Raw genomic sequence first — 20759 nt, 5'->3', positions numbered from 1 at the left:
CAGGCCTCAGGCGGCGGCGCGGATGCGCCAGATGAGATAGGGGTTCTGGTGCGGGTCGAGGCGGATGTAGCGATGCGTGCCGCCCCATTGCTCTTCGCCGCCGCCCAGCAGGTTCTCGACGGTCAGGCCGGAACCGGGCGGCAATCCCATGGCATGCTGCGGCAGTTCGAAATGCGTCTCCAGCACCTGGTGGGGATCCATCGAGATGGCCACCAGCACCGCGTTGGAGCCATCCGGCGTTTGCTTCACGAAGGTGAGGATGCCCTCGTGGTTGGAGGGCACGAAGGTGACGCCGAGATGCGTCTGCAGCGCCGGGTTCTCCCGCCGCAGCCGGTTCAGATGCGTGATCTCGGCCGTGATGTTGCCGGGGCGGTCATAGTCCCACACCTTTATCTCGTATTTCTCGCTGTCGATGTATTCCTCTTTGCCGGGGGCAAGGGGGCGGGCTTCGCACAGCTCGAAGCCGTTGTAGACGCCCCAGAGGCCGGAGAGCGTCGCCGCCAGCGCGGCGCGGATCAGGTGCCCGGGGCGGCCAGAATTCTGCAGGAACACCGGGTTGATGTCCGGCGTGTTGACGAAGAAATGGGGGCGGAAGAAGTCGCGCACCGGAGCACGGTTCAGCTCCTCCAGGTATTCGCGCATCTCCCAGGCGGTGTTGCGCCAGGTGAAGTAGGTGTAGCTCTGCGAGTAGCCGACCTTGGCCAGGCGGTACATCACCTTGGGGCGGGTGAAGGCTTCCGACAGGAACACCACTTCGGGATCGCGCGCCCGTACCTCCGCGATCATCCACTCCCAGAACGGCAGCGGCTTGGTGTGCGGGTTGTCGACGCGGAACAGCTTGACGCCTTCCTTGACCCAGAACAGCACCACGTCGCGCAACGCCACCCACAAGGCGGGCCGGGCACCTTCGGCGTAGAAGTCGACATTGACGATGTCCTGGTACTTCTTCGGCGGGTTCTCGGCGTATTTGATGCTGCCGTCGGGCCGCCAGTCGAACCAGTCCTTGTGCTGCTTCAGCCAGGGATGGTCGGGCGAGCACTGGATGGCAAAGTCGAGCGCCAGTTCCAGCCCGTGTTCCGCCGCGGCACGCACCAGCCGCCGGAAATCCTCCAGCGTGCCGAGCTCCGGGTGCAGCGCGTCATGGCCGCCTTCCTCGGAGCCGATGGCGTAGGGGCTGCCCACATCCTCCGGACCCGGCGTCAGGGTGTTGTTGGGCCCCTTGCGGTTCTTCCGGCCGATCGGGTGGATCGGCGGGAAATACAGCACGTCGAACCCCATGTCGCGCACGCGCGGCAGGGCACGGATCACGTCGTCGAAATTGCCGTGCCGGTTCCGGTCGCCGCTCTGCGAGCGCGGGAAGATCTCGTACCAGGAAGCAAAGCCGGCGGCCCGCCGCTCCACATCCAGCTTGAACGGGTCGCTGCGGATCTTGAACGGGCGTGGATCGGCGTCGGTCATCAAGGCGCGTGTCTCGGCCGCGGTGAACAGCGCCACCGCCTGCGCATCCTCGGCCGCCTTGATCTCGCCGATAATCGCCTTGAGCCGCTCCGCCGCCTCGCCTGACAGATTGCCGGCCGAGGCCTCCATCAGGTTCACGCCTTCGATGCGCTCCAGCTTGATGTCCACCGCGGCGTCGAACTTCTTCTGGATCTCATCGCGGAACGCCTCGAAATGATCGACCCAGGCCTCGATGCAGAACAGGTGCCGGCCGATCCGCTCGGGCACGAAGCTTGCGGCGTAGATGTCGTTGACGACGAAGCGCATCGGCATCTCGCGCCAGGCGGGCTCGTCGGCCGGGCGCCACAGCAGCCTGACGGCGATCTTGCCATGCCCTTCCGTGAACACATCCGCGGTGACGTCCACCGGCTGGCCCACTGCGCGCTTCACCGGGAAGCGGCCGGCATCCACCGCCGGGCTCACCTCCTCGATGGCGATGCGCGGCCATTCGGTCGCGGCAAGCGCGGCACGCTGGCCGCCCCGCAGCGGCAGGCGCACGGGCGTGACATCCTGGATCGGCATGCTTCGCACTTCTCCTGCGGCCAGCGTCAAGGCCCCCTTGTTGTCGAGCGTGGCGGCCGGAAGGCTGCCGGGCCGGGGCAGGGCGCCCAGCAGGCTGGCCGCCGACAGGCTTGCCGGCCGGTCCAGTGCGGGATTGGCCAGCACCAGGCTGCGCCGCGATCCCGGCCCGGCCGCATCCCGCAGCAGCGCCACGGCGGCCCCCGGGGCGGAGATCAGCCGCGGCACCCCGGCCGCCGCCATCTGGCGCCGTTCCGCATTGATGTCCCGGATAATGGCGGTGAGATCCGTCCGCGGCGCATCGCGCAACGCGGCGAAGGCCTCGGCCTCTCCGGTGCCGTCGCCCATGCGATGCAGGGCACCATATTCGAAGCCCATCGGCAGCATCCAGGCCGGACCCGCCAGAGCGGCGAACCGCAGCGCCCGCCGCGCCGCGGCCGCCCCATGCCCGCGGTAAAGGTCCCGTGCCGCGAGCCGCGTCGCGAAGGGCGCCTCGGGAGCCAGCAGCGGAGGCGCCACGCTGTTCATGCGCTGCAGTTCCTCGCCGAACCAGCTGGCGCGGAAATCCCACCAGGGCAGGGAGGCAGCGCTGAGATCGAAGCCGCAGCCTGCCAGCATCACGGCGTCCGCCTGCGGCGTGCCGGGCGTCCATGCGATCATTTGCAAGCCCGGATGCCGCCTCCGCGCCGCCGCGATCACGGCCTGCCAGAAGGCGGGGCCCACCCGATGCGGCGCGATGCAACGAAGGCCCGCCACGCCGGCATCCGCCCATTCGCCCATCCGCTGCTGCCAGAAATCCTGCAGGGCCGGGGGCATCGGACGCGAAAGCTCTGCCGCCTCGCTGCCGCCAGGCGGCAGGCGCGGGTCGGGCGGCGCGTCGGTGGCGGTCGCCGCCTGAGCCCAGTCACGCGCCTGCCGCAGCATCGGCGCAGCCCGCGCCACCCGGTCGGTGGCGAGATCCAGCAGCACGGACAGCCCCTGTGCCGCAGCCGCCTCCGCCACGCGGCGCAGGCCCGTCAAGGCGTCTCCGCCGCCCAGCGCCGGGTGCAGGCGGGCGTGGTCGCGCACCAGGAAGGGCTGACCTCTTACCGTCTCGAAGGGCGGTGCCAGCACCACCCCGTCGAAGCCCAGCGTGGCGATGCGCTCGAACTCGGCGGGCCACTGCTCCAGCGGCCCGAGAGCCAGGGGGTTGATGTAATAGAGGGCGGAGGCGGGGTTGGCGACAGCAGCAGGCAACGGGTTTCTGTCCTTCTTTGCCAGGCTGACCCTTCCGGCTGTTGCTGCGGAAGGGAGGTGATGGCGGGGAGCGCGGGCCGTGCGAGATCGGTGGGTTCTCGGACCGGCCAACGTTCCGGCGCAGCCCAAAGTTGCGCGGCTCAAGGCGGCTTCGCCAGAGCTTCTTCAAGGCCGGGGCAAAGAGGGGAAATGGGGCGCCAAGCTGCCCCGCGCGCCGGGGCGCGCCGGCATTGATCGGGCCGAGATGCCCGCTTGGCGCGGTTCGGCGGAAGGCGGAGAAGGAGCGGGCGCCCGGCGCCCGCCGCGCTCAATAGCGACGGCCGCGCAGCAACCTTGCGGTCAGGACCGAGACCGCGGTGACCACGATGGCGGACAGAATGGGATTGCTGGTCACGGGCTGGGTGATGCGGTTGAAGCTGGCCAGCCAGCCATGGTCCTGCAGGGACGATGGCGGCAGCTCGGCTTCCTCGTCCAGCATCGCAGCGTACCGGTCCCGCGTGGCGCGCACCTGCCGATGCTGGCGCTGCAGCAATGCCCGGGATGCGGCGGGAAGGTCGGCTTCCAGCACCTCGTCGAAGGCATCCTCCAGCGAGGCTTCGTTCCGCACCACCTCGCGCAACACCCGCGCCCGTCCCTGACGGAACAGATTGCCCCGGAGGTCCAGGAACACCCGGTGCACGGTGCTGAGTGGCGCTGCCGGCTTCTGGTCCGCCCCGGCAGGCAGCAGGGCGTCGAGATCCTGCGCCATCTTGGCACGCCGGTCAGCCAGTTCGGCGAACTCGATGCGCAGGAAGCGGTCGGCGGTCAGGTGCCGCGCCTGCTCGTAGCCGCGATGACTGGCCTGCAACGTCGCGCTCAGCGCACGGATGGCGGATTCGCCAGTGCGGCTTGGCTCGGAAGGGCGGCCAGCATCGTTCATGGGAAAGCTCCTTGCTCCGCCATCCGTGACGAATCGGTCATTCGCGCTTGGCGGGCGGCGGATCCTGCGGTGCCGCGGTTCCATAGCGGTTCTGCGGAAAGTCCTTGTTGGCCTCAGGCGGCACCTGTTCCGGTTCCGGATCCTCGCGTTCCGGCGTGGCGGGCTGCGGCGGATCGGCGTCGCGGCGGCCGGCGACCGGCGACTCCGCAGGCGTCTGCGGCCCGGGCGTGTTGGGCCCACCCTGGATGTGGGGACCGGCGCCACTGGTGCCCTGGTCGCTCGTCTCAGTCATGCCGTTTCCTCCGATGCGGGATGCCGCCGCTCAGGCGGCGACATCCGGCGTGGCACCCTCCGGCCGGAGCGGTATTGCGATCGGCCGTCCAAGGGTCGTGCTCATGGGCTCGGGTGACCGGTCGCCGTCCCGGGTCGCACGGCGATGCCTCGCCAGCCGGTCCGCAAGATCTGCCCGCAAGGCGTAGGAAGGCGAGTCGGTCGGGGAGCGATCGCGCAAAACGGCATCAGGCTGAGGCGCCATGGAGGTCTCCGAAGGCCATCAAGACGCGCGGGCACGGTGCCCGCGCGAAGGCTCAGGTCGCGACATCAGGGCTACCATTGGCGCCCCGGCCCTTGCTGTGGGTCGCCTGACCACCCTTGCGGCCGGCGCTGGCGGCGAGGCTACGGTCGCGGGAGAAGGAGCGGTCGCTGGCCTGCACGGCCTGACCGCCTTTGCGCCCTGCTTCAGCAGCGAGCGCCGGATCCTGCGCGAAGCTGCGCTTCGCCGCCGGAACACTCTGCCCGCCCTTGGAGGCGATGTTGCGCTGCTTGGCCTCGTCCATAGAGGCAAAACCCTGCTTTCCGCTGCCTGAACGGGATGGAGCCATCTCCCAGATCCTTCCTTTGCGTTTTGCACATTCCGGCGGCCCGGCCAGGAACCAGGACTTCGGTTATGCCGACCCGCCGCAACACTGCGCCAGGTTCAGAAACAACCGCGTTATCCCGGCCAAGTTCCCGCCAAACCGCGCCGCCCGGCGCAGGATGCGCCCAAGCTTGTGTGATCAACGCTGCAGGTGGCGCCACGTTTCAGACAATCCTGAAATTCATACCGAGAAAACAAAGGCTAGTACGAAAGCGATCACAACCAGGACGACCCCGGCGCCGAGAACCCAGCGCACCCGTCCGGAGGTTTCGCCCTGCCGCGCCTGATCCGTACCGACCGGGTTCTCCGGCATGGGTGCCTCGTGCTTGCCGGGCGGCGGCTGGATCACCTGCTCACGAGGTGTGTCATTCTGGCTGTGCGACATGGAAGTCTCCCTGCGGGTCGCGGCTATGCCTAGGCACAGCCGCCTCATGAGGAATGAAAAGCGCCGGTGGCGGTGGGGTTGCCGCGCGGCCACAGGGAACCGCGCCGGCTACGCCGCGTTGATTCCCCGAAGCTTGCAGATGAGGGAGACGGCGGATGTCCGAACCAATGCACGGCGCGGCCGCTGGTGCGGCCGCTTCCTCCAGCTCCGACCCGGCGGCGCGCGGTGCCAAGCCGCTGATCGCGTCCGACCGGGTCGAAGGCACGGCGGTGTACGATCCGACCGGTAACCGGCTCGGCTCCGTGCGCACCCTGATGATCGACAAGGTCGCCGGCACGGTTGAGTATGCCGTGCTGTCGTTCGGTGGCTTCCTGGGGCTGGGGGCTTCGAGCTACCCGCTGCCCTGGAAGAAGCTGCGCTACGACATCGGCCTCGGCGGCTACGTGGTCGATGTCACGGAGGCGCAACTGGCCAACGCGCCATCCTTCTCCGCCGACAAGCCGGTGGACTGGTCCGACGCGGATTGGGGCGAGCGGGTCCGCGACCATTACGGACCATCTCCCTACGGATCACGCGACGGGCTGTAGCGGCTCAGGGCGGACGCAGCCGGCTGCTGGCGCGGATCGCCGCGCCCAGCCGCCGGGTGCGGGGCCGTGCCGGTGCCTGTTCCGCCAGGATCAGCCGCACCAGGGCGCCACGCGCCCGGTGAACCCGGCTCTTGACGGTGCCGACGGCGCAGCTCAGCACCCTCGCCACTTCCTCGTAGGGCATCCCGGACCCGGCAACCAGCGACAGGATCGAGCGGTGTTCTTCCGGCAATTCGTGGAAGATGCGGCGCAGGTCGACCATCTCCAGCCCTTCCTCCTGCCGGGCCGCCACAGCGAGCCGGACCAGGGCCTCCTCCCCCGCATGCCACTGCTGCCGCCGGCGGGCTGCGAATTCGTTCAGGAAGCGGTTGCGCAGGATGGTAAAGGCCCAGGCCTTGAAACGTGTGCCATGCTGGTAACGCTCCGCGGAATTCAGCATGCGCAGCACCGCGTCCTGCACCAGGTCATCGGCGGCGTCCCGGTCGCGCGTCAGCGAACGGGCATAAGCCCGAAGATCCGGCAGGCAGGACAGGATCTCTTGGTCGATCAGCGACATCGGACCGGGCTGAACAGGTTGCCAAGGTGAAACGTCGGCCTGCTCGGGCCGGTTGCCCGCCAGGAAAGCCTGTTCAGCCCCCATCCCTGGTCTGGGATCAGGGCGCCAGACCTGTCGATTTCACGAAGACCTATCCCCCAATCTTCAATCTGTGCGCTTTAGGATGGCCCTGCGAAATCCGCCCAGAACCTGCCGGCGGTCGGCAGGAAGGCGGCTCGCGACACGGCGGCAATGCCGCCCCGCAGGAGAATCCGTATGTTCTTTTCCCGCTCCATCATCCCCGCCGCCCTGTCCGCCGGACACCGCACCCCGGCCGTTGTCCCGATGGGCCTACCGCTGCAGCTCGACAATCTGGAATTGCGGCTGGAGGCGCCGAGCCGTACCTTGTGGTGCACCATGCGCCCCCAGGGCCGCCCCTCCTACACCCTGGAGCTGATGCAGGACGTGCACCGCATGCAGCAGGCGACGGTGGACTTCTTCGCCGCCCGGCACGCGGCCGGCGAGGAGCGCCCGGCCGACTGGTTCGTGACGAACTCGGCGGTGCCGGGGATCTACAATCTGGGCGGCGACCTGGCGCATTTCGCCGAGCGGATCCGCTCCCGCGACCACGCTTCCCTGGTGCGCTACGGCCACATTGCCGTGGAAGCCATTCACCGCAACAGCGTCGCCTTCGACCTGCCGCTGATCACCATGGCGCTGGTGCAGGGCGACGCTCTCGGCGGCGGCTTCGAGCATGCGCTGTCCTTCGACATGATCGTGGCCGAGCGCTCGGCCAAGATCGGCCTGCCGGAGATCCTGTTCAACATGTTCCCCGGCATGGGCGCCTACAGCTTCCTGTCGCGCCGCATCGGGCGCCGCCAGGCGGAGGAGCTGATCACCTCCGGCCGGATCCACACCGCCGAGGAACTGCATGCCATGGGCGTGGTGGACGTGCTGGCGGAGGACGGGCAGGGCGAGGCCGTCGCACGGGACTACATTGCCCGCCACAGTCGCAAGCACAACGCGCACTTCACCCTGCATCGTGCCCGCCGTCGCGTCGATCCCGTGACGCTGGAGGAACTGCGCGACGTGGTGGAGATGTGGGCCGAAGCGGCGATGAATCTGGGCGAAGCCGACCTGAAGAAGATGGGCCGGCTGGTGGCCGCGCAGGAGCGCCGTCTGGCCGGCTTGGCGTCGCCGGGCTACGCGAACGCGGCGGAATAAGCGGCCATGCCGCGCCTGCCGCACGACAGGGGGGAAAATCCCCCCGCGCCGCCCCGCTCGTCGGCTTGGCCGTCACCGCCGGCGCTCAGCCGGGTGGTGCTTCCTCGTGAAGCGCCGTCCGGGTCCGATCCAGCGCATCCCGGCCGCTCTCCGCCAGCGCACGGCCCTGCCGCATCATGGCCTCCCGCTCCAGGCCGCGCCATTCGCCGCAGAGCCGCGTCACCGCGACGGCGCCGAAATTGGCGGCGCTGGAGCGCAGTGCATGCACCTCCGCCTGGAACCGCGCCGAATCGCCAGCCTCGGCCGCCTCGGCGATGGCCTCCACCAGATGTCCGGCATCTTGCAGGAAATCCTCGCCCAGCTCGCGCAGGAAGTCGTTGCCGCCGAGCTGGCGCAGCGTTTCCACGGTTTCCGGGTCCAGCACGGCATTGGCGGGGCGAAACCGGGGATGCGCGGCCATCTCGGCCACCACCGCGCCACCCCGCGGCGCGGGAAAGACGGCCGGTCCAGGCCGGCGAGGCGCCCGCGCCTGGTTCGCCACGACGCTGAGCAGCTCGTCCGGCCGTACCGGCTTGGTCAGATGGCCATCCATCCCGGCCGCCTTGCAGCGCTGGGTGGTATCGGCGGTGGCGTCGGCGGTCAGCGCCAGGATCGGCAGGTGCGCCTGACCCAGGGCCATGACGCGGAACATCTTGGTCGCTTCCAACCCGTCCATGCGCGGCATGTTCACGTCCATCAGCACCAGGTCGAAGCTGTCCGCCGAGGTTTCCAGCACGTCGAGCGCCGCCTCGCCATCTTCCACCAGCACCGCGCTGTGGCCGCCATGCTGGAGGATGCGGTCCAGCACGCGGCGATTCACCGGGCTGTCATCGGCCACCAGCACGTGCAGGGGCCGCTGCGGCGGCGCCCCGGCCGCTTCCGTGCCTGGCTCCTCCGCCACGCGCGGGGGAAGCTGGCCGCGGGCCGTGGCCAGCAGCAGGCCCAGGCGCAGCGCATCGCGCAGCAGCGCCGCCGGCGGATCCGCCGGCAGGAGCGACAGGCAATCGCGCCGCCGCATCTCGGGCGGCAGACCGTCCGGGACATCCCTAGCCAGCCGCAGGCAGCGGCACGGATCGAAGCCCGCCGGCGGAGGCGTGTCCGGCCCGGTCAGCAACAGGGGAGGCGGCGCGCCGACATCCTGCGGCCCGTTGAGCAGGCGCAGCGCCACGGCGGTGTCGTCGGCGGCGCGCAGCAGGCCCGGCTCCAGGCTGCCCAGCCGCTGCAGCAGGACCTGGCGCCGCGCCACGTCAGGCTCCAGCACCACGATGCTGAGCCGGTCCAGGGCCGCGGGGCGCGCCATATTGTCAGCGTCCGCGGGGGCGATAGGGAGGTGGAAGTGAAAGGTGCTTCCGGTGCCGAGGGCCGACACCACGCCGATCTCGCCACCCAGGAGCTGAACAATGCGGCGGCAGATGGCCAGCCCCAGCCCGGTGCCGCCGAAGCGATTGATGATGCTGGCATCCGCCTGGGTGAAATCCTCGAAGATCCGCCCCTGAGCGTCCGGCGCGATGCCGATGCCGGTGTCCGAGACCTCCACCGACAGGCGCGCGCGACCCTTCGCGGCAGGATCGGGCGCCACGTCGAGGGCCACGGTGACGCCGCCCTCGGTGGTGAACTTCACAGCGTTACCGGCGAGGTTCATCAGCACCTCGAGCAACTGGCGGCGATCGCCCACCAGCCGCGGTGGCGTGCGCGGCGTGACATGCAGGCTCAGCCGCAGGCCCTTGGCGTTGCACTGGGCGGTGAGCAGGCTGCGCAGCTCGGCCAGCAACTCCATCAGCTCGAACGGCTCGTGGCTGACCGGCATGCGGCCCGCCTCGATGCGGGACAGGTTCAGCACGTCCTCGATCAGCGACAACAGGGTGCGCGCGGCGCTGTCCACCGTCCGCGCCATTTCGGCCTGGTCGGTGTCGAGGCGGGTTTCGCGCAACAGCCCGCCCATACCGATGATGGCGTTCAGCGGTGTGCGCAGCTCGTGGCTGACCGCGGCCAGGAACAGCGACTTCGCCTTGCTCGCCGCTTCCGCCTGCTGCCGGGCCTGCGACAATCGCTGGATCAGCCGCCCGGCATAAGCCGGCAAGACCAACAGGCTAGCCAACAGCCCGAGCGACAGGTGGATCTGCTGCCACCAGAAGGGCGACGCTAGGATCACCACACTGAAGCCCACCATGGCACAGGCCATCGAGGCGTGGAGCGCCTTCAGGCCGAAGCGGAAGCCGTTGCCGAAAATCACCCAGAGATAGATCGCGAAGAACATCGAGGCGGACTCGCCGCCGAGATACAGCTCCAGGGACAGGAAGCCGCAATCCAGCACCAGCGCGGCCATCCGGCGCCGCGGATTGGCCGCCGGGCGCAGCACGATGTGCAGCAGGATGCCGCAGGCCAGGGGGATGTACAGGGTCAACAGCACCAGCAGGGCGGTGCTGGTGCCGGGCGAGGTGCTGAACAGCATCACCAGCGCGATGATCCCGGCAAAGGCCAGCCGGTTGAAGCTCATCTCGTGCTCACTGTCGGAGCGCCCGCGCAGCCGCGCCGTGATCCGCCCCAGGCTGCGTCGCAGCAGCCCCGGACGGCGCGGCGCCGGGCCCTCCGCTGTGGTCATCCCGCGCCCCTCGAAGCGATCACCGCCATGATGGCCTCACCGCCCGCTGTCCGGGCTCCGCAGGGCGGCGCCGGCCGCTAGATAAGGGCCAGTAGGATCGCCGCGCAGCAGGGCGTCGATGCTGTCCGGCGGCACCGCCTCGCTGAACAGGAAGCCCTGCACCTCGTCGCAACCCTCGGCGCGGAGCGCTTCCAGCTGCGCCTCGGTTTCCACGCCTTCGGCCACCACCTGCAGGCGCAGCACATGCGCCAACTCGATGATGGTGCGCACGATGGCTGCGTCATTGGCGTCGGTGGTCATGCCCCGCACGAAGGACTGGTCGATCTTCAGGCGGTCGACTGGGAAGTTCTTGACGTAGCTGAGCGAGGAATAGCCGGTGCCAAAATCGTCCACCGAGATGCAGATGCCGCGCGACCGCAGGCTTTGCAGCCGGGCCGCCATCTCGGCGCCCTGATCCATCAGGATGCCCTCGGTCAGCTCCAGGTCGAGCAGTGCCGGGTCGAGACCGGTTTCACCGAGCACGCGCAGCACCAGGGCGGGCACATCCTGGCGGCGGAACTGCACGGGGGAAAGATTGACGCCGACGCGCAGCGGCTCCACCCCGGCGGCCTTCCATTCGGTGGCCCAGGCGGCGGCCTGGCGGCAGGCCTCGGCCAGCACCCATTCGTTGATCGGCCCGATCAGGCCGGTTTCCTCGGCCACCGCCAGGAACGGGCCGGGCCCGCTCAGGCGACCATTGCGGCGCCAGCGCAGCAGGGCCTCCACACCGACCACTCGGCCGCTGCGCAGCTCGATCTGCGGCTGGTAGTGCAGCACCAGTTCGCGGCGCGCCAACGCCTGGCGTAGATCGGCCTCGATCTGCATCACCTCGCGCGCCCGTGCCTCCATGGTCACGGCGAAGAACTGCCAGCCATTCCGCCCCTCCGCCTTGGCGCGGTACATGGCGAGGTCGGCATTGCGCAGCAACTCGTCGGGATCGGTACCGTCGCGCGGATGCAGGGTGATGCCGATGCTGGCGGTGACCGACAGCGAGACGCCCTCGAACTGGAACGGGGCGGATAGCGTCGCCATCACCTCGGCGGCCAGTTCCTCCGCCTGCTCCTGCCCGGCGATGTCGGTCAGCAGGATGGCGAATTCATCGCCGCCGAGCCGCGCCACCATGTCGCCCGGCCGCATCGCCTCGATCAGGCGCTGCGCCGCGTCGTGCAGCAACGCGTCGCCCAGGTGGTGGCCGTAGGCATCGTTCACCGCCTTGAAGCGGTCAAGGTCGAGGAACATCAGGGCGAATACATGGTCGCCACGCCGGCCGCGCGCCAGTTCCCGCCGCAGCCGGTCGCGCAGATGCGCCCGGTTGGGCAGCCCGGTCAGCGCGTCATGGTGCACCATGTGGCTGAGCCGGCGCTCGGCCTGCTTGCGCTCGGTGATCTCGATGGAGGTGGTCAGCACCGCCGTGACCTTGCCGTCGCGATCGTGCAGCGGAGCCTTGGTGGTCAGAAAGGAGCGCAGCGTGCCGTCCGGGCCGATCGCCTCCTCTTCTCGCGCCGGCAGCGGCTCGCCCGTCTCGAACACCAGCTGGTCGAGGGTGCGGGAGCGGGCGGCCCGCGCCTGCCCCAGCATCAGGGAGATATCATGGCCAACCAGCGAATCCGGATCGGAGCCGCTGAAGCGCGCCTGGGACGCGTTGATGAACACGCAGCGGCCATCTTTGTCGGTGGCGCTGATCAGCGCCGGAACCGTGTCGATCACCTGCGCCAGGGCATTGCGGCTGTCGCGCAGCAGCTCCTCCCGCGAGCGGGTGCTGTGCTCCAGCTCGCGTTCCAGGTTCACCGCGCGATCCAGAATCAATTGCTGCTGCCAACGCATGCGCAGCAAATTTCGCGCTCTTGTTAGAAATTCATAATGATCGACCGGGCTGAGCAGAAAATCGGTGGCGCCGGCTTCCAGGGCCCGCATTCGATAGGCACGATCATTGTAGGCGGTGATCACGATCACCGGGATATCGGCCTCGGCCGGGCCGCGGGAAACCGCACGCAACTGACGCGTGAATTCTGCACCATCCATGCCGGGCATGCGAAAGTCGGTGACGATCAGGTCGGCTTCATTCTCGCGGAGCCACACCAGGGCGGCCTCGGGCTCGCCAAACGCCTCGACGCGGATATTCTGGCCCAACGACATCGCCAACCGGGCAAAGATGTTGCGGTTCGTTGTTCTGTCATCGAGGATCAGGATCGTGGCCATGGCGCTCCGGGATCCGCGGTTAGTGAGTTTCGCATCTCCCGCGCCTTCACGGGAAGACCGAAAAGGCGGATCAGGATACACGGCCAACGTGTAGCGGAGCCGGGACTGCCACGCCAGATGCGCTAGTGCCGGCCGGGGGGCGCTCCGGGCGTCGCTTGCCGCGACCCCATCCCCTGGCTAGCGTCGTCGCTAACCACCGGGATGCGCCGCGACGGCGCCGCCGGGACCATTTTGGAGTCGGCGCCATGATCGACCTGCACTACTGGACCACCCCGAACGGCCACAAAATCACGATGTTCCTCGAGGAGGCAGGCCTGCCTTTCCGGCTGCACCCGGTCAACATCGGCAAGGGCGAGCAGTTCCGGCCGGAATTCCTGGCCATTGCGCCCAACAACCGTATCCCGGCCATCCTGGACCATGATCCCGCCGGCGGCGGCGCCCCGGTGCCGGTGTTCGAGAGCGGCGCCATCCTGCTCTACCTCGCCGAGAAGATCGGCCGCTTCATTCCGCCCACCGGCGACGTGCGCGGCCGGGTTGAGGTGCTGCAATGGCTGTTCTGGCAGATGGGCGGCCTCGGGCCGATGGCCGGGCAGAACCACCACTTCTCGCTCTATGCGCCGGAGAAGATCCCCTACGCCATCGACCGCTACGTCAAGGAAACCAACCGGCTCTACGGCGTGCTGGACCGCCGCCTGGCCGACCGCGAATTCGTCGCCGGCGCTGAATACTCCGTCGCCGATATGGCGATCTATCCCTGGATCGCGCGGCATGAGCGGCAGGGCCAGAAGCTGGAGGATTTCCCCCATCTGGGCCGCTGGTTCGCCGTGGTGAAGGCGCGGCCGGCCACCGAGCGCGCCTACGCCCTGGCCGCCCAGGTCAGCCAGGCAGCCACGGTGAACGAGGATTCGCGCTCCGTGCTGTTCGGCCAGACGGCGCAGTCCACCGCCCCGTCCAGCGCGCCGAAGGCCGGCTGAGCCGCATGGTGCGCCGCCTGTACGAACTGGCCGGCACCGATCCGGCCCGCCGCTTCTCCCCCTATTGCTGGCGCGCCCGCATGGCGCTGGCGCATAAGGGGCTGGAGGCGGATTGCGCCGTCTGGCGCTTTACCGAAGGCGAGGCCATCGCCTTCTCCGGCCAGGACAAGGTTCCGGTGCTGGTGGATGGCGACAGCGCCGTGGCCGATTCCTGGGCCATCGCCCGCTATCTGGAGGAGCGCTACCCCGACCGGCCGGCCTTGTTTCCGGCCGGCGTGGCGGCGGCGCGCTTCGTGACGGCCTGGGCCGACGGGGTGCTGAACGCCGCGCTGGTGCGCCTGATCGTCAGCGACATCCCCCCGCTGCTGGACGAGCCGGCGCAGGCCTACTTCATCCGCAGCCGCGAGGCACGCTTCGGTCAACCCCTGGCGGAGGTCACCGCCGGGCGGGAGGCGCGCCTTCCCGAATTCCGGCAGAAGCTCGGGCCGATGCGCGCGGTGGTATCGGAACAGCCTTTCCTGGGGGGCGACGCGCCGGATTACCGAGACCATGCGGTGTTCGGCGGCTTCCAGTGGGCGAGGGTGGTCTCGCCCCTGGACCTGCTCGCGGCGGACGACCCGGTCTTCCTGTGGCGCGAGCGGATGCTGGACCTTTATGGCGGCCTGGCGCGCGCAACCCCGGCGCTGGGCGACTGAGGGTTCCAGGGGCCGGGGCTCAGGCCGCGGCGATGGCCGCGTTCATCGCCCGCACCCCGGCTTCCGGGCCCTCCGGATGGTTCCACACCGCGCCGACCACGGCCAGGAAGTCGGCGCCGGCGCGCACCAGCGGCGCGCAGTTCTCCGCGTTGATGCCGCCGATCGCCACCGCAGGCAGCTCGAACATCTCGGTCCACCATTCCAGCACGTCCGGCGTGGCGCTGTGCTCGGCCTGCTTGGTGGCGGTGGGAAAGAAGGCGCCGAAGGCCACGTAATCCGCGCCGGCCTCGCCGGCCTCCATCGCCAGGTGGCGGCTGCCATGGCAGGTGATGCCGAGGGTGCGGTCCGGTCCCAGCAGCTTGCGGGCGGCGGCGTGGTCGCCATCCTCCTGGCCCAGATGCGCGCCGTCGCATCCGTGCCGCACTGCGAGGTCGGCCCGGTCGTTCAACAGAAACGCGACGCCGCGCGACTGCGCCACCGGCAGCAGCAGGTCGATGGCGCGCCGCAGCGCATCCTCCTCCACCGCCTTCAGCCGCAACTGCAGCGCCGCGACGTCGCCCGCATCCAGCGCCCGCGCCAGCGTGTCGGCGAAGGCGCGCGGCTCCAGCGCCGGCGGGGTGATCAGGTACAGACGGCAGCCTTCATCCCCGCCAGCCATGGCGTCAGGCCTGCGCCCGATAGACGGCGATGATGTCGGACAGCAGCTTCAGCGCCTCGGCCTTCGGGCGCTGAAAGGCGTTGCGGCCGATGATGGAGCCGTTGCCGCCCCCGGCATGGATGCCGCGCGCCATCTCCACGATCGACTCCGCCGTGCCCGCCTCGCCGCCGGAGAACACCACGATGCGCCGCCCGCCGAAGCAGGCATCGGTGACGTGCTTGATGCGCCCGGCCAGGGTGGAACCGTCCACCGGGTTCTTTTCGTAGGTCTTTTTGGCGGCGTCGAGGGAGATCGCCTCGGTGGGCGGCTTCACCTTGATGATGTGCGCGCCCATCAGCGCCGCCATGTGCGCGGCGTAGGCGCAGATGTCGAGCGCCGTTTCGCCGACCTTGTCCAGCATCGGGCCGCGCGGATAGCTCCAGACCACCACGGCGAGGCCGGCCGACTTCGCCTCCTCGGCCAGATCGCGCAGCTCCTCCATCATCTCGAACTGGTATTCCGAGCCCGGATAGATGGTGAAGCCGATGGCCGAGCAACCGAGCCGCAGCGCGTCCGCCACGCTGCCGGTCACCGCCTGGTCCTTGGTGGTGGAAAGCGAGTTGGAGGAGTTGACCTTCAGGATGGTCGGGATGGCGCCGGCATAGGTGGCGGCGCCTGCCTCGATCATGCCGAGCGGCGCGGCATAGGCGTTAAGGCCCGCCTCGATCGCCAGCTCGAAATGGTAGCGCGGGTCATAGGCGGCGGGGTTCGGGGCGAAGGACCGGGCCGGGCCGTGCTCGAAGCCCTGATCCACCGGCAGGATCACCAGCCGGCCGGTGCCGCCCAGCTTTCCTTCCATCAGGATGCGGGCCAGATTGGCCTTGGTGCCGGGATTGTCGCTCTCGTACCAGGAGAGGATCTCCTTTACGCGGCGCGTCAGCTTCATGGTGCGTCCTTATCCTTGCCCGGGAACCGTGTCCTGGCCCGCCGATGGAGGGGGAGTCCAGCGGAGAATGCCGGGCCCGGGTTGTGCTGCCCCGGAAGCGTTCCCTGTGTGCCGTGGCGCCGTCCGGTGACAGGAACCGGCGCGGAGCCGGCTTTACCTGACGTCCCTGTTGCTGTCACCTCGGCCTTCCAGCCAGGCCGCCAGTTGCGCAGGCGTTTCCCGGTGATCCGCGGCGAACGGTCCCGCTGCCGGCGGTGCCCGGGGGAGCAGCGTTCCGCCCAGCCCGGCGGCAACGGCGGCCACCGCGGCGTAGCCGGGCGCGTCCGGGTCCAGCACCACCGCTGCGACGCCGCCGCGCAGCGCCGCCAGGGCGTGCCCAGGTGCGTCGGCGCAATCAAGCACCGGCCATGGTGACACAAGTGGCTGCGCCGCGGCGGCCCGTTGCACCAGGGTCAGGAACAGGCCGGGTCCCAGCCACAGCCCGGCGCCGGGCAGAGACAGCAGGGGCAGGGACAGCAGGGGCAGCGAACCGTTCAGGCCGAGCTCGGTGGCCACGCGAAGGGCTGAAGCCGCCTCCGCGGCGCTGCGAATCACCACGCCACGCGGCCATGGGCGCGGCGCTGGGCTGCTTCGCCGGATTTCCGCCTCGGATTCCATCGATTCCCCGTCACGCTTTCGCTGCTGCGATGGCGGCTGCCGTTGACCCTGGATGTGGCCGCCGCGTAAAGCCTCATGCCAGGAAGATTATGACGCAGGCAAAGGCGGCAGCATGAGTGATGCGGTGAGCGAGGCCGCGAGCCGGCTGGAACGGGCAGTGGAACGGCTGGCGGCCGCCTTGGCCGCCAATCCGGCCGGGGCTTCCGGCGTGTCGGCCGAATCGGTGGCGGCGCTGTCGACCCGGCTGGATGACACGCTGGAGCGGCTGCGCGGCGCGTTGGCGGAACTCGAAGGCGCCGAACCAGGCGATGAGCCGGCGGAACAGGCCACCGCCCTGCCGCCCGACAACCAGAAGGGGAGCTGAGCTTGGGTCAAGTCACGGTCCGTGTTGGCGGATACACCCACCCCGTTTCCTGCGAGGACGGGCAGGAAGGCCACCTGATCGCGCTTGCGGCGGATGTGGACCGCCGTGTGTCCTCGATCCGCGCCATGGGCGGGCAGTTCGGCGAAAGCCGGCTGCTGCTGCTGGCGGCGCTGTTGCTGGCGGACGAGATCCACGACCTGCGCGTCGAGCTGTCCCGCGCCCGCTCCGGCATGGGCGGCGCTGCGCCGGCCGATCCCGCCCTGGCGGAACGGCTGGGCCGCGTGGCCGAACGGATCGAGGGCATTGCGGCGTCGCTCGAGCGTCCCTAAATGTTGTGTCGCGGGGCTGCCCGGTGCGTTGGGCAACTTATCCCTGGGGCCAATAAGCATCCTCCGGGAGCTGGCTCTGGCCGGATCGTGGTTCGGCTATCTGGCGCCCACCTGCTAACGCAGGCCTTAGGAGGATAATACGCCGACGGCCATGGCGGCTCCGCACTCCATTTCCAATGATGTGACATCCGATCCGCCGGAACTGGCCGCCCAGAAGGCGGCGCAGCGCCGTGTGGCGCTGGCGCGTCGCGCCGCCCTTGTTGTTCCGGGTGCGGGGGAGGCGCTGGCGCGAAACCTTCTGGCCGCCAGCATCCCGCCCGGCGCACTCGTGGGCGGCTTCTGGCCCATGGGCGAGGAGATCGACCTCCGGCCCGTGCTGCAGATGCTGCACTGTGCCGGCTGCCGGCTGGCCCTGCCGGTCACGCCGCGGCGTGGATTTCCCCTGATCTTCCAGCGCTGGGCACCGGGCGAGGCGCTGGTGGCCGGCCGCTTCGGCACTTCCGTGCCGGCGGCGCCGGGCGATCCGGTGCGGCCCGACTGGCTGCTGGTGCCACTGCTGGCCTTTGACCGGCGCGGCTTCCGGCTCGGCTATGGCGGCGGCTATTACGACCGGACCATTGCCGCCTGGCCCGGGGCCGTGGCGATCGGCATCGGCTATGCGGGGCAGGAGGTGCCGGCGGTGCCGGTCGGGCCGCATGACGCCCCGCTGTCGGCTATCGCCACCGAGGCCGGGTTCATTTCGCTGAAAAGGTAGTTTCGAGCTTTGCGCATCCTGTTTCTGGGCGACGTGGTGGGCCGCAGCGGCCGTGACGCGCTGACCACCGAATTGCCGGGCCTGCGCGCCCGGCTGAAGGCCGATCTCGTGGTGGTGAACGCCGAGAATGCCAGCCACGGCTTCGGCGTATCGCCCGACATGGTGCGTACTTTCCTGGGCTCCGGCGCCGACGTGCTGACGCTCGGCAACCATTCCTGGGACCGCAAGGAGCTGATCGGCTTCATCGACGGCGAGCCGCGGCTGATCCGGCCGCTGAACTATCCGCCGGGAACGCCCGGCCGCGGCGCCACGGTGGTGGAGGTTCCCGGCGGCCGCAAGGCGCTGGTGATCAACGCCATGGGCCGGCTGTTCATGGAGCCGCTGGACGATCCGTTCCGCGCCGTGCAGGCGGTTCTGGCGCAGCACAGCATGGGCGCCGGCGGCACGGTGCAGGCCGTCGTGATCGACATCCATGCCGAGGCCACTTCCGAGAAGATGGCGCTGGCGCACAGCTTCGATGGCAAGGTGAGCCTGGTGGTCGGCACCCACACCCACGTGCCGAGCGCTGACCAGCGCATCCTGGAGAACGGCACCGCCTACATGACCGATGCCGGCATGTGCGGCGACTATGACAGCGTCATTGGCATGCAGAAGGGTGGCGCCGCGCTGCGCTTCTGGAAAAAGGTGCCGGGCGAGAAGCTCGCCCCCGCCGAGGGTCCCGCCACCTTGTCCGGGGCGTTCGTGGAAACCGACGACGCCACCGGCCTGGCGCAGCGGGTCGAGCCGGTGCGGCTGGGTGGTCTGCTGGCGCCGGCCCTGCCGGCGGTCTGAGGCTTCAGCCGGCGTCGAGGCCGAAGAATTCGCGCAGCGCCCGGTCGCCCGCCGGGGTGATCGCCAGGGCGCGCGATCCCTCCTGGCGCCGGACCCAGTTGTGGCGAACGCAGCATTCGCACAAGGCCGCGCCCAGCGCCCCGGCGATGTGCGGCCGCCGCTCACTCCAATCCACGCAGGGCCGGCAGAAGATGCGGCCCCTCGGGCCTTCCGGTGCGCCCGGCCGCAGCGTCACGCCAAGGGTGTCCAGGAAGGCCGCCCCGCTCTCCGTCAGGCGCCCGCCATCGGCCGTTATCTCCAGCTCGCGGCGCTCCACCATGCGGTCGGCCATCGCCACGGCAATGCGCCCGGCGAGGTGGTCGTAGCAGGTGCGCAGGCGGCGAAGGGCCTGATCCCTGGGGCCGACCCGCACCGGACGCGGCGGGCGCGTCGCGCCGGCGGCCACCGACATCAGGCTTTCCAGCATCTGCGCCACGGCGGGCGAGGCGAGGCGATGATCGCGGTGGCGGCCTGCCGTTCCTGCGCCAGAAGCCTGGCGGCGACCAGCCGCGCCAGTTGGCCGCTGGCGGTGGGCGGCGCCACGCCGGCGACGGCGGCCAGTTCGCCGGCCGTGAGGGCGCGGCCGTCCATCAGCGCTCCCAGCATGTTGGCACGGGCCGGATCGCCGATCAGGGCGGCGGTCTTGGCCAAGGCCGCGGTGCTCAGGACGGATGAACTCGGCATGAACGGGAGCCTAGCGCAACTTGGCGGCCGACGCTTCGGGCATGACTGAAGCATCGGCGGGGCCGGCCCTCGCCGATCCCGCTCCCGTGGAGCCGGGACGGTCACCAGCATCCTGTGTCTTCAAGGTAGGTGCAGCGCGAGGCGCGCCCCGCCAGCCAACTCCTGGCGGTCGCGTGCTCAGCTTCGGGTGGCTTCGCGCTCCGCCTGGACCAGCAGCGCCGGCAGACCATCCGCGGCGTCGGTGGTGAAGCACCGGATGTCATGGCCGCGCTGCCCGCGCTGCGCGTAGAGCCGCACCAGCCAACCCGCGCTCGATTGCTCGCAGATCTGGATGCGGTAGCTGTCATAGCTCCGGGTCTCGATGACGCGGATGCCCATACTGTTCGACTCCCGATGAAGCCAGCGCTTTCTGGCTCAGGGCGGGCAAGGGAGCCACTGACCAGGGGTTGCGGCCGATCGAGACATGCGCGCCACGATTGACCGGTGCGGGAGAGGGGAGCGGGCGGGCCGCCGCCAGCTAGGCCCAGTGGTGCCCGCCGGACGTGGCGGGGCTTCCCGAACCCGCCATGCGGTGGATCACGTCGCCCCGCCACAGCCATCGATGCGCCAGCGCCATCATCACGTGTCCGCCGATCAGGGCCAGGAGCAGCCATGCCAGCTCGCCGTGCAAGGCGTTGCCGGCGGCCACCATCCAGGGCGTTTCGCCCTGGATGCCGCTGAACAGGGGATGCCGAACGGGCTGAAGGCCCGGTTAACTCCATAGGCGCGGGCCAGCGCCAGCAGCGGAACCAGCAGCATCAGGGCATAGAGCACCAGGTGACCGAGCGTCGCCAGCCGCCCCGGCCCATGCGTCGGGGCAGGCGGGCGGTTGCGCAGGTTGAGCAGCCCCCAGGCGCCGCGCAGCAGCACCAGCGCCAGCAGCAGCGTGCCCAGCGAGGTGTGGCTGCCCCGGATGACATGGGCCAGCGGCGGCAGCATGCCGAGCTGGCGCAGGGCCATGCCGGCGAACTGCCAGGCAAACAATGCGGCCATGCTCCAGTGCAGGGCACGGCTGATCAGGCCGTAGGCCTCGGGGGTGTCGCGCCAGCGAAGGGCCACCGGATGCTCCATCGGGAATGTGGAAGCTTCATGTGCGGTGCTTTGCTGCTGTTG

22 protein-coding genes, 1 other RNA gene and 1 pseudogene are annotated in these 20759 nt (G+C 69.7%); 9 read left to right on the top strand and 15 right to left on the bottom strand.

What is annotated here, in order from left to right; all coding sequences use genetic code 11:
- Positions 1–6: 6 nt before the first annotated feature.
- The 5 genes from D2K64_RS00185 to D2K64_RS00165 form a co-directional block, all read right to left on the bottom strand.
- On the bottom strand, positions 7–3252 hold the full coding sequence (locus D2K64_RS00185) for a maltotransferase domain-containing protein (RefSeq protein ID WP_120005481.1): 3246 nt from the start codon (positions 3250–3252) through the stop codon (positions 7–9).
- A 307-nt stretch (positions 3253–3559) separates the two neighbouring features.
- Entirely contained in the window at positions 3560–4171 is a 612-nt protein-coding gene (locus tag D2K64_RS00180) for a PA2169 family four-helix-bundle protein (RefSeq protein ID WP_120005479.1), read from the bottom strand.
- Positions 4172–4208: 37 nt separating this feature from the next.
- Positions 4209–4463, bottom strand: a complete 255-nt coding sequence (locus D2K64_RS00175) for a hypothetical protein (protein ID WP_120005477.1) — start codon at positions 4461–4463, stop codon at positions 4209–4211.
- A gap of 295 nt (positions 4464–4758) precedes the next feature.
- Positions 4759–5052, bottom strand: coding sequence for a con-10 family general stress protein (locus D2K64_RS00170; protein WP_238383922.1), 294 nt, complete (start codon positions 5050–5052; stop codon positions 4759–4761).
- A 216-nt stretch (positions 5053–5268) separates the two neighbouring features.
- Positions 5269–5472: a hypothetical protein gene (locus D2K64_RS00165; protein ID WP_120005473.1), complete on the bottom strand. Its 204-nt coding sequence runs from the start codon at positions 5470–5472 to the stop codon at positions 5269–5271.
- Positions 5473–5627: 155 nt separating this feature from the next.
- Here D2K64_RS00165 and D2K64_RS00160 point away from each other — a divergent pair, with 155 nt between their 5' ends.
- On the top strand, positions 5628–6059 hold the full coding sequence (locus tag D2K64_RS00160) for a PRC-barrel domain-containing protein (protein ID WP_202910390.1): 432 nt from the start codon (positions 5628–5630) through the stop codon (positions 6057–6059).
- Positions 6060–6063: 4 nt separating this feature from the next.
- On the opposite strand, the gene D2K64_RS00155 is transcribed toward D2K64_RS00160, so the two are convergent.
- Positions 6064–6615: a sigma-70 family RNA polymerase sigma factor gene (locus D2K64_RS00155; RefSeq protein ID WP_120005469.1), complete on the bottom strand. Its 552-nt coding sequence runs from the start codon at positions 6613–6615 to the stop codon at positions 6064–6066.
- Positions 6616–6870: 255 nt separating this feature from the next.
- Between D2K64_RS00155 and D2K64_RS00150 the strand changes: the two genes are divergently transcribed.
- Positions 6871–7818: a crotonase/enoyl-CoA hydratase family protein gene (locus D2K64_RS00150; protein WP_202910388.1), complete on the top strand. Its 948-nt coding sequence runs from the start codon at positions 6871–6873 to the stop codon at positions 7816–7818.
- Positions 7819–7903: 85 nt separating this feature from the next.
- Here D2K64_RS00150 and D2K64_RS00145 read toward each other — a convergent pair whose 3' ends face one another.
- Both D2K64_RS00145 and D2K64_RS00140 read right to left on the bottom strand, forming a co-directional pair.
- Positions 7904–10459 carry a hybrid sensor histidine kinase/response regulator gene (locus tag D2K64_RS00145; protein ID WP_120005467.1) on the bottom strand — a complete coding sequence of 852 codons (2556 nt, stop codon included), beginning with the start codon at positions 10457–10459 and terminating at the stop codon, positions 7904–7906.
- A gap of 36 nt (positions 10460–10495) precedes the next feature.
- Positions 10496–12697: an EAL domain-containing response regulator gene (locus tag D2K64_RS00140; protein ID WP_120005465.1), complete on the bottom strand. Its 2202-nt coding sequence runs from the start codon at positions 12695–12697 to the stop codon at positions 10496–10498.
- A 245-nt stretch (positions 12698–12942) separates the two neighbouring features.
- Here D2K64_RS00140 and D2K64_RS00135 point away from each other — a divergent pair, with 245 nt between their 5' ends.
- Together D2K64_RS00135 and D2K64_RS00130 are read left to right on the top strand one after the other, a co-directional pair.
- Complete coding sequence (locus D2K64_RS00135; RefSeq protein ID WP_120005463.1) at positions 12943–13671, top strand: glutathione binding-like protein; 729 nt, start codon at positions 12943–12945, stop codon at positions 13669–13671.
- Positions 13672–13676: 5 nt separating this feature from the next.
- Positions 13677–14366, top strand: a complete 690-nt coding sequence (locus D2K64_RS00130; protein WP_120005461.1) for a glutathione S-transferase family protein — start codon at positions 13677–13679, stop codon at positions 14364–14366.
- A 19-nt stretch (positions 14367–14385) separates the two neighbouring features.
- Here D2K64_RS00130 and thiE read toward each other — a convergent pair whose 3' ends face one another.
- The 3 genes from thiE to D2K64_RS00115 all read right to left on the bottom strand — a co-directional run bounded on the left by thiE (position 14386) and on the right by D2K64_RS00115 (position 16546).
- Positions 14386–15024 carry a thiamine phosphate synthase gene (gene thiE / locus D2K64_RS00125; protein ID WP_120005459.1) on the bottom strand — a complete coding sequence of 213 codons (639 nt, stop codon included), beginning with the start codon at positions 15022–15024 and terminating at the stop codon, positions 14386–14388.
- 4 nt (positions 15025–15028) lie between these two features.
- Positions 15029–15949, bottom strand: coding sequence for a class I fructose-bisphosphate aldolase (locus D2K64_RS00120; protein WP_120005457.1), 921 nt, complete (start codon positions 15947–15949; stop codon positions 15029–15031).
- Positions 15950–16102: 153 nt separating this feature from the next.
- Positions 16103–16546, bottom strand: coding sequence for a hypothetical protein (locus tag D2K64_RS00115; protein WP_162306132.1), 444 nt, complete (start codon positions 16544–16546; stop codon positions 16103–16105).
- 172 nt (positions 16547–16718) lie between these two features.
- Between D2K64_RS00115 and D2K64_RS00110 the strand changes: the two genes are divergently transcribed.
- The 5 genes from D2K64_RS00110 (at position 16719) to D2K64_RS00090 (ending at position 18884) form a co-directional block, all read left to right on the top strand.
- Complete coding sequence (locus D2K64_RS00110; RefSeq protein WP_120005453.1) at positions 16719–16970, top strand: hypothetical protein; 252 nt, start codon at positions 16719–16721, stop codon at positions 16968–16970.
- Between the two features lie 2 nt (positions 16971–16972).
- Entirely contained in the window at positions 16973–17299 is a 327-nt protein-coding gene (locus D2K64_RS00105) for a cell division protein ZapA (protein ID WP_120005451.1), read from the top strand.
- 10 nt (positions 17300–17309) lie between these two features.
- A non-coding RNA gene (gene ssrS / locus D2K64_RS00100) (6S RNA) lies at positions 17310–17464 on the top strand.
- A complete protein-coding gene (locus D2K64_RS00095; RefSeq protein ID WP_120005449.1) occupies positions 17451–18053 on the top strand; it encodes a 5-formyltetrahydrofolate cyclo-ligase in 603 nt (200 codons plus the stop codon). Before ssrS ends, D2K64_RS00095 begins: the two co-directional genes overlap by 14 nt.
- 9 nt (positions 18054–18062) lie before the next feature.
- Positions 18063–18884 carry a TIGR00282 family metallophosphoesterase gene (locus D2K64_RS00090; RefSeq protein ID WP_120005447.1) on the top strand — a complete coding sequence of 274 codons (822 nt, stop codon included), beginning with the start codon at positions 18063–18065 and terminating at the stop codon, positions 18882–18884.
- 4 nt (positions 18885–18888) lie between these two features.
- On the opposite strand, the gene D2K64_RS25290 is transcribed toward D2K64_RS00090, so the two are convergent.
- The 4 genes and pseudogenes from D2K64_RS25290 to D2K64_RS00075 all read right to left on the bottom strand — a co-directional run bounded on the left by D2K64_RS25290 (position 18889) and on the right by D2K64_RS00075 (position 20639).
- Positions 18889–19335: a hypothetical protein gene (locus D2K64_RS25290; protein WP_238383921.1), complete on the bottom strand. Its 447-nt coding sequence runs from the start codon at positions 19333–19335 to the stop codon at positions 18889–18891.
- Positions 19335–19607, bottom strand: a complete 273-nt coding sequence (locus tag D2K64_RS25285; RefSeq protein ID WP_238383920.1) for an ArsR/SmtB family transcription factor — start codon at positions 19605–19607, stop codon at positions 19335–19337. The genes D2K64_RS25290 and D2K64_RS25285 overlap by 1 nt, the downstream gene beginning before the upstream one ends.
- 177 nt (positions 19608–19784) lie before the next feature.
- The gene (locus D2K64_RS00080) at positions 19785–19985 is read right to left on the bottom strand and encodes a hypothetical protein (RefSeq protein WP_120005445.1); all 201 of its coding nucleotides are present in this window, start codon (positions 19983–19985) and stop codon (positions 19785–19787) included.
- 139 nt (positions 19986–20124) lie between these two features.
- Positions 20125–20639: pseudogene (locus D2K64_RS00075) on the bottom strand (cytochrome b).
- Positions 20640–20759 lie beyond the last annotated feature (120 nt).

The organism is Teichococcus vastitatis (assembly GCF_003604215.1).
In the GTDB taxonomy this organism is placed as follows: domain Bacteria; phylum Pseudomonadota; class Alphaproteobacteria; order Acetobacterales; family Acetobacteraceae; genus Pseudoroseomonas; species Pseudoroseomonas vastitatis.
Note: the sequence above shows the minus strand (reverse complement) of the source record. Positions and strands in the feature narration are given on the sequence as shown.